Source organism: Lysinibacillus sp. FJAT-14222, assembly GCF_001278875.1.
Taxonomy (GTDB): domain Bacteria; phylum Bacillota; class Bacilli; order Bacillales_A; family Planococcaceae; genus Lysinibacillus; species Lysinibacillus agricola.
The window spans coordinates 89,080-102,683 of sequence record NZ_LIYL01000024.1 but is presented as its reverse complement, the minus strand read 5'-3'; the positions used below and the strand labels follow the sequence as shown (position 1 = coordinate 102,683).

Below are 13,604 nucleotides of genomic sequence, written 5' to 3'. Positions count from 1 at the left end.
TACACATGGCATTTGAATTCAGATTACCGGATATTGGCGAGGGTATTCACGAAGGAGAAATCGTGAAATGGTTCGTTAAAGCTGGGGATACAGTAAAAGAAGACGATATTCTTTGTGAAGTACAAAACGATAAAGCAGTGGTAGAAATCCCTTCTCCAGTTGAAGGGACAGTAGAGGAAGTCTTAGTAGGAGAAGGCACAGTAGCAGTTGTTGGTGATGTCTTAATCCGCTTTGATGCACCTGGCTATGAAGACTTAAAGCTAAAAGGTGATGACCATGCTGAAGCGAAAACAGAGGCTCAAGTTCAAGCGACAGCTGAATCTGGTAAGGAAGTAGCAAAGGCACCTGTTGAAGATGAGCAGGCTCCAGAGAAAACTCCTGAAAAGACTGAAGTTGTAGCTGAAGAGAATAAGCGTGTCATTGCAATGCCTTCAGTACGTAAATTTGCACGAGACAATGATGTTAATATTCGTGAAGTTAAAGGTACAGGCAAAAATGGTCGTATTTTAAAACAAGATATTGAGAATTTCCTAAACGGTGGAGGCACTGTTGAGGCTGAAGCGGCACAAGTTGCTAATGAAGAAGCTGTTCAACAAGAAACAACTGCACAAGCAACACCAGTAGTCCTTGAAGGGGAATTCCCAGAAACACGTGAGAAAATGTCTGGCATTCGAAAAGCGATTGCAAAAGCAATGGTTCACTCGAAACAAACGGCTCCTCATGTTACACTAATGGATGAAGTCGATGTAACTGCTCTTGTAGCACATCGCAAAAAATTCAAAGATATCGCTGCTGAAAAAGGTGTTAAATTAACGTACTTACCTTACGTAGTTAAAGCTCTTATTTCAACTTTACGCGAATTCCCAGAATTTAACCGCTCATTAGATGATGCAATGCAAGAAATTATTCAGAAGCATTACTACAATATTGGTATTGCAGCAGATACAGAAAAAGGCTTACTAGTACCTGTTATTAAGCACGCAGATCGTAAATCTGTTTTTGCAGTATCTAATGAAATTAATGAATTAGCGACTAAAGCGCGTGAAGGCAAGCTTGCACCACATGAAATGAAAGGCGCTTCGATGTCGATTACGAATATCGGCTCTGCAGGAGGACAGTGGTTTACTCCGGTAATTAATCATCCTGAAGTAGCGATTTTAGGTATTGGTCGAATTTCAGAAAAACCTGTAATAAAAAATGGTGAAATTGTAGCCGCACCTGTGTTAGCATTATCATTGAGCTTTGATCATCGTATGATCGATGGAGCCACTGCGCAAAATGCTTTAAATCACTTAAAGCGTTTGTTAAGTGAACCAGAATTATTATTAATGGAGGCGTAACAAAAATGGTAGTAGGAGATTTTCCAATCGAAACAGATACTCTTGTCATTGGTTCAGGTCCTGGAGGATATGTAGCAGCAATCCGTGCAGCTCAAACTGGCCAAAAAGTAACAATCGTTGAAAAAAATGTACTTGGTGGTGTGTGCTTAAACGTAGGTTGTATCCCATCAAAAGCATTAATTTCAGTAGGTCACCGTTTTGAGCATGCTAAACATTCAGATGACATGGGTATCATCGCTTCTGATGTGAAATTAGACTTCTCAAAAGCACAAGCATTTAAAGACAGCGTTGTTAAAAAATTAACTGGCGGTGTTGAAGGCCTACTTAAAGGTAACAAAGTTGAAATTGTACAAGGTGAAGCTTATTTCGTTGACGCTAATTCAGTGCGTATCATCAATGGTGAATCTGCTCAAACTTACACATTTAACAATGTAATTATCGCAACAGGTTCTCGCCCAGTTGAAATTCCAACATTTAAATTCTCTGATCGCGTACTAAACTCTACTGGCGCACTTTCTTTACAAGAAGTACCTGGTAAATTAGTCGTTATCGGTGGAGGCTATATTGGTACAGAGTTAGGCTCAGCTTATGCTAATCTTGGCTCACAAGTAACAATTATCGAAGGCGGCAAAGATATCTTAGCTGGCTTCGAAAAACAAATGACACAAATCGTGAAAAAAGGCCTTAAAAAGAAAGGCGTTGAAATGGAAGTAAACGCATCTGCAAAAGGCGTTGAAGAAACAGAAAACGGCGTGGTAGTAACATATGAAGTTGGCGGAGAAGAGAAAAAAGTTGAAGCTGACTATGTATTAGTAACTGTAGGTCGTCGTCCAAATACAGATGAAATGGGCCTTGCTGAAATCGGTATTGAATTCGGTGAACGCGGTCTTATCAATGTCGACAAACAATGTCGTACAAATATTCCAAACATCTATGCAATTGGTGATATTGTAGCAGGTCCTCAGCTTGCTCATAAAGCATCTTACGAAGGTAAAGTTGCTGCTGAAGCAATTGCTGGTGAAAAATCAATCGTTGATTATTTAGCTATTCCTGCTGTATGCTTCACAGATCCAGAAATGGCAACAGTTGGTTATAACGAAGATGAAGCGAAAGCTGAAGGCATTGAATACACTGCAGCGAAATTCCCATTCGCAGCAAATGGTCGTGCACTTGCATTAAACCAAACAGAAGGTTTCGTGAAGCTTGTTGCGCGTAAAGAAGATGGCTTATTAATCGGTGCTCAAATCGTAGGTGCTGGTGCATCAGATATGATTGCTGAAATGGGCTTAGCAATTGAAGGCGGCATGACTGCTGAAGATATTGCTTTAACAATCCATGCTCACCCAACATTAGGTGAAATTACAATGGAAGCTGCTGAAGTATTACTTGGCAACCCAATCCATATTGTAACGAAAAAATAATAGAGTTAATTGGAACGGCTATAAAGCATTTGCTTTGTAGCCGTTTTTTGTATATTACTTGTAATTTTGATAAAGTAACTATATCGAATGAATATTCAAAAAATATAGTTCGAAGTGATGGATAGACCTAGCAAATTGAAAGATAGATTTTAGAAATTGATGGCTAGATGTTCAAAAGTAACGATGCCTGCCGAACAAGAGAAGTTGAAAAAAAACCGGGGTGATAAAATGGAACTAGGATTACAGGGGAAAGTAGCAGTTATTACAGGTTCAAGTAAGGGAATTGGTTATTACACAGCGATGCAGCTTGTGAAAGAGGGGGCGAAGGTTGTACTTTGTGCTCGTGGTGAAAAACAGCTTCAAGTGGCTGCTAGTTGTATTAAAAACGAAACGGGTGAGGACGTTTTAATTGTACCGACTGATATTACAAAGGAAAAGGATTGTAAGCGCTTAATTGAACGAACGGTAGAACATTTTGGCCGACTTGACATCCTTATTAATAATGCAGGTACAGCTTCAGCTAATCCTTTTGAATCGGTTAGTAGTGAGCTATGGCAGGCTGATTTAGATTTAAAAGTATTTGGTGCTGTCAATTGTTCAAAATATGCTGCACCTCATATGCGTAAGGTTGGCGGCGGTGCAATTGTTAATGTGACTGCGGTAATGGCTAAAACACCACCAGCAAATTCCCTTCCTACTACTGTAAGTCGTGCTGCAGGGCTGGCATTAACGAAAGCCATGAGCAAAGATTTAGGTAAAGATAATATTCGAGTGAATTCGGTTTGTATTGGGCTTATTCGTAGTGATCAAATAGAGAAGAAATGGAAAGAAGAAGCGGCAGAACTTTCGTGGGGGGATTATTCTCGCAAAGTAGGTCAATCGATTCCACTTGGTCGCGTAGGGGATACTCAAGAAGCGGCAAATGTCATCACATTTTTAGTATCAGATGCAGCGAGCTATGTGACAGGCACTTCTGTAAATATTGATGGCGGTTCAGGACATGCATTATAGAAGTAACTAAAATAGTAATATTTTTTGAGAAAAGGAATATTTAAGGACCATCACCAAAAGTTGTGGATGACATTTTGTTAAAACGTATACTATGTAAATAAGTTGATTGGAGTGGAGGTTGGGCGACTCCTCGGGGATCAGCGATAGAGGAACGAAGGCTAAAACCATCACTTCCTGTGATAGCGCCTTCGTGACCAACATCGTGTTGGCCCAAGCGGCTCATCGGACGCCCCCAGGAAGTTTTGCTCTGCGCGAAAGCGAAGCGTCAGCGGCAATGTTTGTGCGAAAGCNAACAATGTTTTATCTGTGCGAAAGCGAAGCGACAGCAACAATGTTTTATCTGTGCGAAAGCGAAGCGACAGCAACAATGTTTTATCTGCGCGAAAGCGAAGCGTCAGCGGCAAAGCGCCCAGTCGGAACGGAAATCAACCCCACGTTATGGTGATGACCCAAATTTACTGATGTCTAACAAATGAATGTAGTTCAGTTTTTAGACAACCTCTTTTTCTTATGTAATGAAAGAAGGTGGTTCAAAATGTTTTTGAGCTATCTTCTTTTTCTATTGTTTTCCTAAAATTATAATAGACAGAAAATTTCTGCAGATGTAGAATGAACGTAATAGGGGGTGAAATGTGGCGAAATGTTGAACGAGAATTTTGCTGCGATGTTAAAGAGAGTTGTTCGTATTATTGTTCAGATTGGGGTACTCAATATTTTTTATTACATGGGCGTGGGGATTGTAACTTTATTACATGTACCTCTTCCAGGAAGTGTAATTGGATTACTATTATTAGCACTTGCACTCAATTTTAAAATAATTAAAGTAGAATACATCCAAGATGGAGCAGGCTTTTTAATTGGTGTATTAACATTGTTCTTCATTCCTGCAACAGTAGGAGTGATTGACTATCCTGAGCTTTTGTCAACAACGGGCCTGTTGATCATTCTAGCAGTTATAGCTAGTACATTAATCTCTATTTATGTTACGGGATTACTTAGTCAAATTATCGAGAGAAAAGAGCTGGCTAAAAAAGAATCAGAAGCTATTGTAGAGGATGGAGAGGGGGAATTAACCGTTGACTGAAATTATTGTTATCATTGGCACCATTGTGTTGTTCATGTTATTTACAAAACTTTATCAACGTTTCCCACATCCTTTAATGATTCCGCTAGTGACAACGACCATCGTCAGTGCAGTCATGTTAGTAGTCTTTAATATTCCATATTCTACTTATATGGAGGGGGGAGAGTGGCTTCAAAAAATGCTAGGTCCAGCAGTTGTAGCACTTGCATATCCCCTATATAACCAGCGCGCAATCATTATGAAATATAAGTATGCTATCTTGTCAGGCATTTTTATCGCCATGATTACGGGCCTAGTGACAATATTTGTTATGCTGAAATGGATTGGTGTCAATGAAAGCTGGATGCTGACGGCCTTGCCTAAATCATTAACGACACCTGTAGGTATGCAGGTGAGTGAGACAATTGGCGGCATTCCACCCTTAACAGCTGTGCTTGTAATGCTGGCAGGGTTTGTAGGCGCTATTATCGGACCGTTAGTCATTAAATACGGCAAAATTGACTCAGCCGTTAGTAGAGGTGTTGCAGTCGGTAGTGCTTCACATGGCGTAGGACTTGTTAAATTAAGAGAATACGGAGAACAAGAATTATCAGTAGGCTCGTTATCTATGGGCTTAACTGCAATTATTGGCGCATTTCTATGTCCACTATTTGTTTATTTGTTTTTGTAAAAAAAAGCTATATACAGAAAATCTTTTATTAAAAGTCAAGATATTTCTTAGAATGTATTATATGAATAGGTTTCTATTTGATGTCAGACATTATATAGGATAAAAAAAGAAAGGATAGATGAGCATATTAGGCATTGCTCCCTCTATCCTTTTTTGTACTACAAATTACCTCATTTACTACAACAAATTGATTTTTTACTAGGCTGTTTTCTCAAGGCTCTTTTCTAAAAGATTGTTGCTTCTGGTTTGTCTATCTTCTTCAACTAAAGCACTCCGGTAGTTCAATAAGGATTACAGCTTTTTATGTACTCAAGTTAAAAAATGGTTGTAGTCATTATTACTCTAGATTCATTTGTTACATAGCCATTTTTTCTGAAAAACAACTCTGGTTTACCTTTGCCTCTCTCAGTTGATAAATATGCCGTATCAACGTTTTTCTGTTTAAGGATATTTTTTAAATATTTTAGTAAACTTGAACCAATCCCACTTTGTTGAGTATTAGTTAGAACACAGATTTCATTGATGTAAAAACTCTTACCATCCGCCCATTGCTCTTCATTTCCTACTAAAAAACCAATCATTTGATTATTAGAATCAAAATATCCTATCCCTATGTAACCAGGAGTCTCACTTATATCCTTTAATCGTTTGTAAGATGTCTGATTAATCCAAGGCTCATTCCAAGGATCGGAACAAAAAACATAAGTATAAATGGTTGATGCCTCTTCTAAATCATTTTCTGATAATAAACGAACTAGATTCTCCATTAATAATTCCCCCTTAACATAAACCCTACCACAATTTTCTACTTCCATAACAGCTTATTCAACTAAATACCTCGTTAGTTCAATAAAGAAAAAAAGAGCTGCATTATGCAACTCAATGATCTTCAAGTAAAACACCCGTTAGTTTAAGTGTAATTTTTCACAAACTTCTTTATTTTAAAGTTAAATCAACAGGAACTACCTCAAGTTCATAACTCTCAATACCAAGAGAATCTAAAATGTCTCTAAAGTATTCCTCTGTTTGTTCTTTGTATTGTTTTTTTTCAATTCTAACTGTAAGGACATTTTCTTCTGGGCTTAATCCCATAGAGTGTACAGTAAATTTCTCTTGTGCAACATCAAAAATTTGACCAGAAAACATTTTTTCAATACCATTTGCAGTATCGTTCCCTTCAAATTCATCTTGTGCGATAAAGAGGATAAATCCAGTTACAACTATACATAGCCCAATAATAACCTTCTTCAAAAAAATCACCTCCAACTTCTTCGTTACAGCTTCCTTATTTAGTAATATATTCCATTATAACAATTCGCTATTTACTTAAAAATTTCCTTCTATAACTAAACTGCCCTGTTAGTTTAATAAAGAAAAGGCTCTGTTAAATAACTCTGTTTTTATTCGAAATTAAAATAGTGTTGTAGTAAATGAGGTCATTTAGACGTCTAATATATAAAAAAAGTACACCACTATATTCAAGTGATGTACTTAATTTATATTTAATGTCTGACATTAAAGCCAATCAACTACGCTTCCAATAAATAGGTACATTCACTTGTACTTAATTTTACAGAGTATGTATATAGTTTTTAACTTTTTTCGATAATCAATTGAATGGTATGAGCAAGGCCATTGTGGAGTATACCTTCATTTCGCACTTGTTCACCTGTTAAAAAATGGATAATTTTATAAGGTTGACACCATTTTAGAACATTCAATGGATCATATAAAAAATCAAGCTGTTTTGGGCCACCTGAGTCATAGGGAAGTTGATAAATTGAATAAAATTCCATCATAATACGACCGCCAGATTTTACAGAATCTACAATCCTCTTAAACACTTCTTGTTGCTGTTCAGCTGGAAAATGGCCAAATACCATTATAGCAGCATCAAACATTTCTACTGGTAGTTCATCTTGGAGTAAATCAGTAAGCTTTGTATTAACTGTAACATTATGTTTTTTTGCCAGCTGATCTGTTTTCTCAAGACCGCTTTCGGCATAATCAAAGGCAGTTACTGTATGTCCCTGTAAAGCTAAAAATACAGCATTTCGACCTTCACCTTCTGCATATGCAGCTACATTTGGATAATCTTTCAAATAATGTACATAGTCTTCTATAAATGCATTTGGTTGCTCACCGTAAACATATTCGGCTGTTTTAAATCGTTGATCCCATGCGTTCATTCCATCACTCCCTTACGAAATATTGTAAGTTAAATACAATACAGAATCGAATTTTTTGCTCAGTATTCATTGAAGGCAACTATGCGTTGCGAATTTGCAGATAATAACTTCTAGAATAAAGTGTAATAATCCATTATTATTTGATCAAAATCCTATAAGTCGGAGCTGAAATTCAATGAATTTAGAAAACCGTTTAAAGGAATTGAGAGAACAACATAAGTATACGCAGGATGATGTCGCAGGTTTTTTAAATATTTCAAGACAATCCGTTTCAAAATGGGAGTTAGGAAAAGGCTATCCTGATATTGATAATTTGAGAAGGTTAAGTGATTTATATAAAATTTCTTTAGACCAGCTTATTACAGGTGAAGAAAAATAACATATACCAATAGCTTCTGATTCAAATAATTCGGATCATAAGACTGTTGGGGATTTTTCGTGGCTTATTTTCCCTATTTTTGGTATGCTCTCTTCTTGGTTTTATTATCATTAATCGACAAAAAGCTACCTCTTTCTGAGGTAGCTTTGCCACTAAATAATAGGTTTGCGTTCTTTTATGACGCGAATCGTTTTTAAGGTTGTATCTTCTGGTCCTTGAACAGGTAAACCAGCTTCAATATTCATTTGAATATAACGAATATTTTCTTGGGTAATTATTTCCCCGGGAATAAAAATCGGAATACCAGGGGGATATACCATAACAAATTCTGCACAAATACAATTATCCGCTTCTGCTAGAGGAACAACTTCAGTATCTGCATAAAATGCATCACGCGGTGACATGGCAAGTGCTGGAATTCCCGGTACATTGACTACTGCTTCAGTAATAGCAGCTTCTGAATCGAATGCTTTCGACATACGACTTAGGGCGTTAATGAGGAGGTTAATTTCCTTTTTTGTATCGCCCAATGTCACTAAACATAAAATATTGTATAGATCCGATAATTCTACTTCAATATTTGCATTGTAACGAAGCCATTCTTCAGCTTGATGACCAGAGATACCTAAATCTTTAACACTTATTAGCAGCTTTAAAGGATCCATATCATAAGTTGCAGATGAATTTAATTTTTCTTTACCTGCGCATTTTAAATGTGGAATTTGGTTAATGCGTTTACGAGCATCTTTTGCTAGGCGAAGTGCATCACCAATTAAATCATAACCATGGATTGCTAGCTGACGTCGTGCTGTGTCAAGTGAAGCAAGTAATGGATAAGATGTCGATGTTGTAGTTAGCATCGAGAAAATAGCTTGTACACGTTTTGCAGAAACAAGTCCTTCCCGTACATTTAAAATAGATGTTTGAGTCATGGAGCCACCAAGCTTATGTACACTTGTTGCAGCCATATCAGCTCCAGCTTCCATTGCAGAATAAGGAAGCTCATCATGGAATTTAATGTGGACACCATGAGCTTCATCGACAACTACAGGGATATTACGGCTATGAACTATGTCAACAATACGCTTTAAATCCGCTGAGAAGCCGTAGTACGTTGGATTAATAACAAGAACTGCCTTTGTATCTGGATAAGCATTTAAAGCTTTTTCGACAGCTTCAGGCGATATTCCATGAGAAATGCCATATTCACTATCTACTTCAGGATGAATAAAAATCGGGATTGCACCAGCGAACACAATCGCCGACATAATGGATTTATGAACATTCCGTGGCACTAGAATCTTATCACCTGGACCGACGACGGTCAGAATCATCGTCATGATGGCGCCACTAGTACCTTGAACGGAAAAGAATGTATGATCAGCACCAAAGGCTTCGGCAGCAAGTGCTTGCGCTTCTTTAATGGCGCCTTTTGGTGAATGTAAATCGTCCAGTGGAGCAATATTAATTAAATCAATTGATAAAACGTTGTCGCCGACGAATTCTCGGAATGCAGGATCCATACCATGACCTTTCTTATGGCCTGGAATATGGAACTGAATTGGATGTCTGTTCCGATGTTTAAGTAATACGTCGAACAATGGAGTCTCTAGTTGTGACAACGCAGGTACCACCTCACTTTTATAATATCTAGGAAAACAAATGAATTATAGCACCTAATGACATGAAAAAATAGACTTTACAGAAAAATTAAAAGGATTTTTTGATAATTTCGAGAAGTTAGTAACGTACGAAAGGGGAGGTACTATGAATTGGAATACACGTGTGACGAAGCTTTTAAACGTTAAATACCCAATTATTCAAGGGGGATTAGCTTATTTAGCATATGCTGATTTAGCAGCAGCGGTGTCGAATGCTGGAGGGTTGGGACAAATAACAGCAATGAGTTTACGAGATCCTGACTTATTGCGCGCAGAGATTCATAAAGTACGAGCATTAACGGATAAACCGTTTGGTGTAAACTTTGCAATTGGTATGTATGGTACTGGCTACGAGGACATGGTGCGTGTTGCAGTAGAAGAAGAAGTACCGGTTGTTACGATGACTGGAGGGAATCCTGCACCCATTTTTGATATATTGGCAGGAACGGATATTAAAAAATTAGTACTTGTGGCTGCACGTAGGCAAGCTCAAAAGGCGGAACAACTTGGCGCAGATGCTGTTATGGTTGTGGGACAAGAGGGCGGTGGCCATCTTGGTCGTGATGATGTAGGTACGATGGTGCTTGTACCACAGGTTGTAGATAGTGTGAAAATTCCTGTTATTGCTTCTGGTGGGATTGGAGATGGACGAGGCTGGATGGCAGCTCATGCCCTAGGAGCAGAGGGAATTGAGATGGGTACGCGTTTTATTGCAACTAAGGAATGTGTTGATGCATCAGAGGCTTATAAAGAGGCATTACTGGCAAGTTCTGAAGCAGATACAACGATTATTAAGCGTTCTATTGGAGCGCCAGCAAGAGCGTTACGCAATGATTTTACGGAAAAGATTTTAGAAATTGAGCAAATGACCCCAACGTATGAGGCGTTGAAAAACTATATTAGTGGTAATGCCAATAAACGTTTTATTTATGATGGTGAGAAAGATGAAGGATTTGGTTGGGCAGGACAAGTTACAGGGATGATTCACGATATCCCGACAGTTGAGGAGCTTATTACTCGAATGGTTGCAGAAGCAGGAAGTATCCGGGTAAAATGGGGTCAGTAACATAAAGGTGGTTATGTCCAATGGAATATTCTTATCCATTTTCAACTGATTGGTCAACTGAGGAAATTATTGATGTTGTTCAATTTTTTGAAGGTATTGAGAAAGCCTATGAAAAAGGCATTAAACGTGAAGTAATGATGGCGAAATATCGTCGTTTTAAAGAAATTGTTCCTTCACAGTCTGAGGAAAAAACAATTTTCCGTGAATTTGAAGAAGCAAGTGGCTTTGTCAGTTACCCTGTTGTTAAACAAGCAAAAGAAGCAACTGATGGTACGATTATTAAAGTTGCACCGAAGCAACGTCGATAAAAAATGAGGACGTGAGTATATCTCACGTCCTCATTCATCTTTGCAGGCTACTTGCTTCCTCCGCTTCGCTCCGTGCAGGGTCTCGCCTGTCTCGCTTTCACTGCGGGAAGCTTTGCTCTGCGACGAAAGCTAAGCGACAGGAGCACTCGAGTAGCCTTCCACTCCAATCAATAATAGCGTAATTTTATGCATTTCAAAAGTGGACGCTATGACAACGCATTTAAATCGAAAAAATAGAACTAGGCTTTTTCGAAAAGCATCGAAAAAATATAAAATTTCCTCTATGGCTTTATCCACAAGCTTGAAAATAGCCTCACAATAAATATCCTCCGAACAAATTTACGTTTTTTATCATTCGATGGAATAATAACGTAAATTATCCACAATATATAAATATAAGGTTTAGTCAGTAAAAAGTGTTTCAGTTATTATGTCACATTACTTGAAGCGCCATACTTCCTGACTTTATTTCCTAACAATGATGTTATAAATTGGGAGTAAGCTGCTAAAGGTTTCTTCCGTTAATTGATGAAGTTGACTAGCTGACAGCTTGACTGCTTGATCTCTTGGAATATGTCGGCCCACTAAAAACTCACCTTTTTTAACATCACGCAAACGAACAAGTAATTCATCTAGCTTGTCTTCCTTTGCTTCTAGCAAGGAGATTGCAGCAGGAGACATATGATCCCCAGAGACAATAAAATCATCAGGAAGCTGCTGTAGCATCGCTTTGTTGGCAATTAAACGTTCTGCCATCACATTTTTCTGTGGAGCTTCATAAATAATAGCTAAGACGATGAATAAATGTGTGCTCCAAAGACCAATCTGAAAGTGAGGTAATGATTTATACCCTCTTTTGTACGGAGCAAAGGCAACCCAACTGTCGTTTGGCGGATTTACTGTTCTTCGTGCATGCTTCGCAACATGAGGATAAAACTCTTCTCCAAGATGACTTGAAAAGAATGAAGAAAAATCCTCTCCTAGCAGTTGGAATTTTGGTCGTACACAAGAAATTAATGCATCCATTCTCTGTTCTAAACCGTCTATTTGAAAAACATTGAAGTCTTTGTTAGTCCACTTTATTTTCGGCAATTTTAATAACTCCTTTCGATTTATAAGGTTTATTTTATTAGGAAAATGGGAAAAAATCTTATAACAAGAACTTTATCGAATCTGATAAGTTCTTGTAAAATAATAAAAAAGGAAGTGATTTTTATGAAACCAATCGTAAAAATTATACGTAAAGTTGACATTGAAAAGCAATATGAACACATTTTACAATTAGAATTAGATTATGAATTAGCCTCTTTATTCTCTGCAATGAATGAAAAAAATGAGCTTGAAATTGAAAAAAGTAAAAAACGTCTGGCTGAAATTCAGATGGAACTTGAAAGTTTGCACGCCTATGCGTAATAAAAATTTTATACCAATTTGAAAAATCACTTGCTGAATATTCCGACAGCAGGTGATTTTTATTGTTATAAAGTGTAAAATGGACAGTATATCAGAGTATTATGTGCTACTTTTAACCATGACATCATGAGCAATGAGAACCCGAGCACATTATTTGAGTGTTGAGAAGTTGCAAGTATTTTAAGTAAGGCCCGAAAGCATAGTGCCTTTTCTTATATTCGAAGGGTGGGTTTTTATGGATTTACAACAAATTGATCAATTTGCAAAAAGTATTATATTTGAAGCAAGTAGTCGTATTCGAGAGGCCTTTTCGTACAATTTAGTTATCGAGACAAAATCAAATGCAAATGACCTTGTCACAAATATTGACCGTGAAACAGAATTATTTTTTATAGAAAAAATACGAGCTTTTGATCCAACCCACAAAATTTTAGGGGAAGAGGGAATGGGAGAGAAAGTAGAGTCATTAGAAGGCGTTGTATGGATTATTGATCCAATAGACGGCACGATGAATTTTGTTAAACAACATCGTCATTTTATGATTTCTATCGGTATTTTTATTAATGGGGTAGGCAAGCTAGGTTACATATTTGATGTGATGCGTGGTGACTTATTTTATGCAATTGCAGGCGAAGGGGCATGGTACAATGACTCACCATTACGTAAATTGCAGCCAGTCAAAATCGAGGAATCGGTCGTTGGTATAAACGCACACTGGGTAGCACCAAATCGACATATTCATCATGAAAAAGTAATTGAAATGGTTCGGAAAGTACGTGGTACACGGTCGTATGGTTCAGCCGCAATGGAAATAGCGTTTGTTGTTAGTGGTAAACTAGATGCTTATGTATCTATGCGACTATCACCATGGGATATTGCTGGGGGTACCATTATTGCTAATGAAGTTGGGGCCGTCGCTACTAACTTACATGGTGAGGACTTTGATTTCCTACATCAGGATACTTTTATCATTGCCAACCCTTCTATTCACAAAGAGTTATTAGAAAAATATATTGTGCCTTATGAATAAAAAAGGAGCCGTCTATTTTAGACAGGCTCCTT

15 protein-coding genes are annotated in these 13,604 nt (G+C 37.7%); 10 read left to right on the top strand and 5 right to left on the bottom strand.

Translation table 11 applies throughout. The features are described 5' to 3' along the window. Nucleotides 1-5: 5 nt before the first annotated feature. From AN161_RS12575 to AN161_RS12550, 5 genes are all read left to right on the top strand, one after another. Nucleotides 6-1,340, top strand: a complete 1,335-nt coding sequence (locus tag AN161_RS12575) for a dihydrolipoamide acetyltransferase family protein (RefSeq protein ID WP_053594702.1) — start codon at nucleotides 6-8, stop codon at nucleotides 1,338-1,340. 5 nt (nucleotides 1,341-1,345) lie between these two features. Then, complete coding sequence (gene lpdA, locus AN161_RS12570; protein WP_053594701.1) at nucleotides 1,346-2,761, top strand: dihydrolipoyl dehydrogenase; 1,416 nt, start codon at nucleotides 1,346-1,348, stop codon at nucleotides 2,759-2,761. Between the two features lie 228 nt (nucleotides 2,762-2,989). Continuing rightward, nucleotides 2,990-3,772 carry an SDR family oxidoreductase gene (locus AN161_RS12565; protein ID WP_053594700.1) on the top strand — a complete coding sequence of 261 codons (783 nt, stop codon included), beginning with the start codon at nucleotides 2,990-2,992 and terminating at the stop codon, nucleotides 3,770-3,772. A gap of 640 nt (nucleotides 3,773-4,412) precedes the next feature. Beyond that, entirely contained in the window at nucleotides 4,413-4,856 is a 444-nt protein-coding gene (locus tag AN161_RS12555; protein WP_053594698.1) for a CidA/LrgA family protein, read from the top strand. Next, nucleotides 4,849-5,526 carry an LrgB family protein gene (locus tag AN161_RS12550; RefSeq protein ID WP_053594697.1) on the top strand — a complete coding sequence of 226 codons (678 nt, stop codon included), beginning with the start codon at nucleotides 4,849-4,851 and terminating at the stop codon, nucleotides 5,524-5,526. Before AN161_RS12555 ends, AN161_RS12550 begins: the two co-directional genes overlap by 8 nt. Nucleotides 5,527-5,840: 314 nt before the next feature. On the opposite strand, the gene AN161_RS12545 is transcribed toward AN161_RS12550, so the two are convergent. The 3 genes from AN161_RS12545 to AN161_RS12535 all read right to left on the bottom strand — a co-directional run bounded on the left by AN161_RS12545 (nucleotide 5,841) and on the right by AN161_RS12535 (nucleotide 7,715). Continuing rightward, nucleotides 5,841-6,293 carry a GNAT family N-acetyltransferase gene (locus AN161_RS12545; RefSeq protein ID WP_053594696.1) on the bottom strand — a complete coding sequence of 151 codons (453 nt, stop codon included), beginning with the start codon at nucleotides 6,291-6,293 and terminating at the stop codon, nucleotides 5,841-5,843. Nucleotides 6,294-6,462: 169 nt separating this feature from the next. Then, entirely contained in the window at nucleotides 6,463-6,777 is a 315-nt protein-coding gene (locus AN161_RS12540; RefSeq protein WP_053594695.1) for a hypothetical protein, read from the bottom strand. Between the two features lie 341 nt (nucleotides 6,778-7,118). Next, nucleotides 7,119-7,715: a class I SAM-dependent methyltransferase gene (locus AN161_RS12535; protein ID WP_053594694.1), complete on the bottom strand. Its 597-nt coding sequence runs from the start codon at nucleotides 7,713-7,715 to the stop codon at nucleotides 7,119-7,121. A gap of 175 nt (nucleotides 7,716-7,890) precedes the next feature. Between AN161_RS12535 and AN161_RS28825 the strand changes: the two genes are divergently transcribed. Beyond that, nucleotides 7,891-8,094 (top strand): helix-turn-helix transcriptional regulator, encoded by a 204-nt coding sequence (locus tag AN161_RS28825; RefSeq protein WP_053594693.1) that lies wholly within the window; start codon nucleotides 7,891-7,893, stop codon nucleotides 8,092-8,094. 152 nt (nucleotides 8,095-8,246) lie between these two features. Here AN161_RS28825 and AN161_RS12525 read toward each other — a convergent pair whose 3' ends face one another. Continuing rightward, nucleotides 8,247-9,716, bottom strand: a complete 1,470-nt coding sequence (locus AN161_RS12525) for an aminotransferase class I/II-fold pyridoxal phosphate-dependent enzyme (protein ID WP_053594692.1) — start codon at nucleotides 9,714-9,716, stop codon at nucleotides 8,247-8,249. 145 nt (nucleotides 9,717-9,861) lie between these two features. On the opposite strand from AN161_RS12525, the gene AN161_RS12520 reads away from it, so the two are divergent. Together AN161_RS12520 and AN161_RS12515 are read left to right on the top strand one after the other, a co-directional pair. Then, nucleotides 9,862-10,821: a nitronate monooxygenase family protein gene (locus AN161_RS12520; protein ID WP_053594691.1), complete on the top strand. Its 960-nt coding sequence runs from the start codon at nucleotides 9,862-9,864 to the stop codon at nucleotides 10,819-10,821. Between the two features lie 20 nt (nucleotides 10,822-10,841). Then, nucleotides 10,842-11,129 carry a UPF0223 family protein gene (locus AN161_RS12515; RefSeq protein WP_053594690.1) on the top strand — a complete coding sequence of 96 codons (288 nt, stop codon included), beginning with the start codon at nucleotides 10,842-10,844 and terminating at the stop codon, nucleotides 11,127-11,129. Nucleotides 11,130-11,594: 465 nt separating this feature from the next. On the opposite strand, the gene AN161_RS12510 is transcribed toward AN161_RS12515, so the two are convergent. Further along, a complete protein-coding gene (locus AN161_RS12510; protein WP_053594689.1) occupies nucleotides 11,595-12,221 on the bottom strand; it encodes a DUF1054 domain-containing protein in 627 nt (208 codons plus the stop codon). A gap of 123 nt (nucleotides 12,222-12,344) precedes the next feature. Between AN161_RS12510 and AN161_RS12505 the strand changes: the two genes are divergently transcribed. Together AN161_RS12505 and AN161_RS12500 are read left to right on the top strand one after the other, a co-directional pair. Next, the gene (locus AN161_RS12505) at nucleotides 12,345-12,542 is read left to right on the top strand and encodes a hypothetical protein (protein ID WP_053594688.1); all 198 of its coding nucleotides are present in this window, start codon (nucleotides 12,345-12,347) and stop codon (nucleotides 12,540-12,542) included. Nucleotides 12,543-12,777: 235 nt separating this feature from the next. Then, complete coding sequence (locus AN161_RS12500; RefSeq protein ID WP_053594687.1) at nucleotides 12,778-13,572, top strand: inositol monophosphatase family protein; 795 nt, start codon at nucleotides 12,778-12,780, stop codon at nucleotides 13,570-13,572. The last annotated feature ends 32 nt before the right edge of the window (nucleotides 13,573-13,604 follow it).

What these genes read in the sequence shown, in the direction of transcription:
- AN161_RS12565 (WP_053594700.1), top strand. Translation starts at nt 2,990, where the DNA reads ATGGAACTAGGATTACAGGGGAAAGTAGCAGTTATTACAGGTTCAAGT.
- AN161_RS12520 (WP_053594691.1), top strand. Translation starts at nt 9,862, where the DNA reads ATGAATTGGAATACACGTGTGACGAAGCTTTTAAACGTTAAATACCCA.
- AN161_RS12515 (WP_053594690.1), top strand. Translation starts at nt 10,842, where the DNA reads ATGGAATATTCTTATCCATTTTCAACTGATTGGTCAACTGAGGAAATT.
- lpdA (WP_053594701.1), top strand. Translation starts at nt 1,346, where the DNA reads ATGGTAGTAGGAGATTTTCCAATCGAAACAGATACTCTTGTCATTGGT.
- AN161_RS12575 (WP_053594702.1), top strand. Translation starts at nt 6, where the DNA reads ATGGCATTTGAATTCAGATTACCGGATATTGGCGAGGGTATTCACGAA.
- AN161_RS28825 (WP_053594693.1), top strand. Translation starts at nt 7,891, where the DNA reads ATGAATTTAGAAAACCGTTTAAAGGAATTGAGAGAACAACATAAGTAT.
- AN161_RS12545 (WP_053594696.1), bottom strand. Translation starts at nt 6,293, where the DNA reads ATGGAGAATCTAGTTCGTTTATTATCAGAAAATGATTTAGAAGAGGCA.
- AN161_RS12535 (WP_053594694.1), bottom strand. Translation starts at nt 7,715, where the DNA reads ATGAACGCATGGGATCAACGATTTAAAACAGCCGAATATGTTTACGGT.
- AN161_RS12555 (WP_053594698.1), top strand. Translation starts at nt 4,413, where the DNA reads ATGTTGAACGAGAATTTTGCTGCGATGTTAAAGAGAGTTGTTCGTATT.
- AN161_RS12500 (WP_053594687.1), top strand. Translation starts at nt 12,778, where the DNA reads ATGGATTTACAACAAATTGATCAATTTGCAAAAAGTATTATATTTGAA.
- AN161_RS12505 (WP_053594688.1), top strand. Translation starts at nt 12,345, where the DNA reads ATGAAACCAATCGTAAAAATTATACGTAAAGTTGACATTGAAAAGCAA.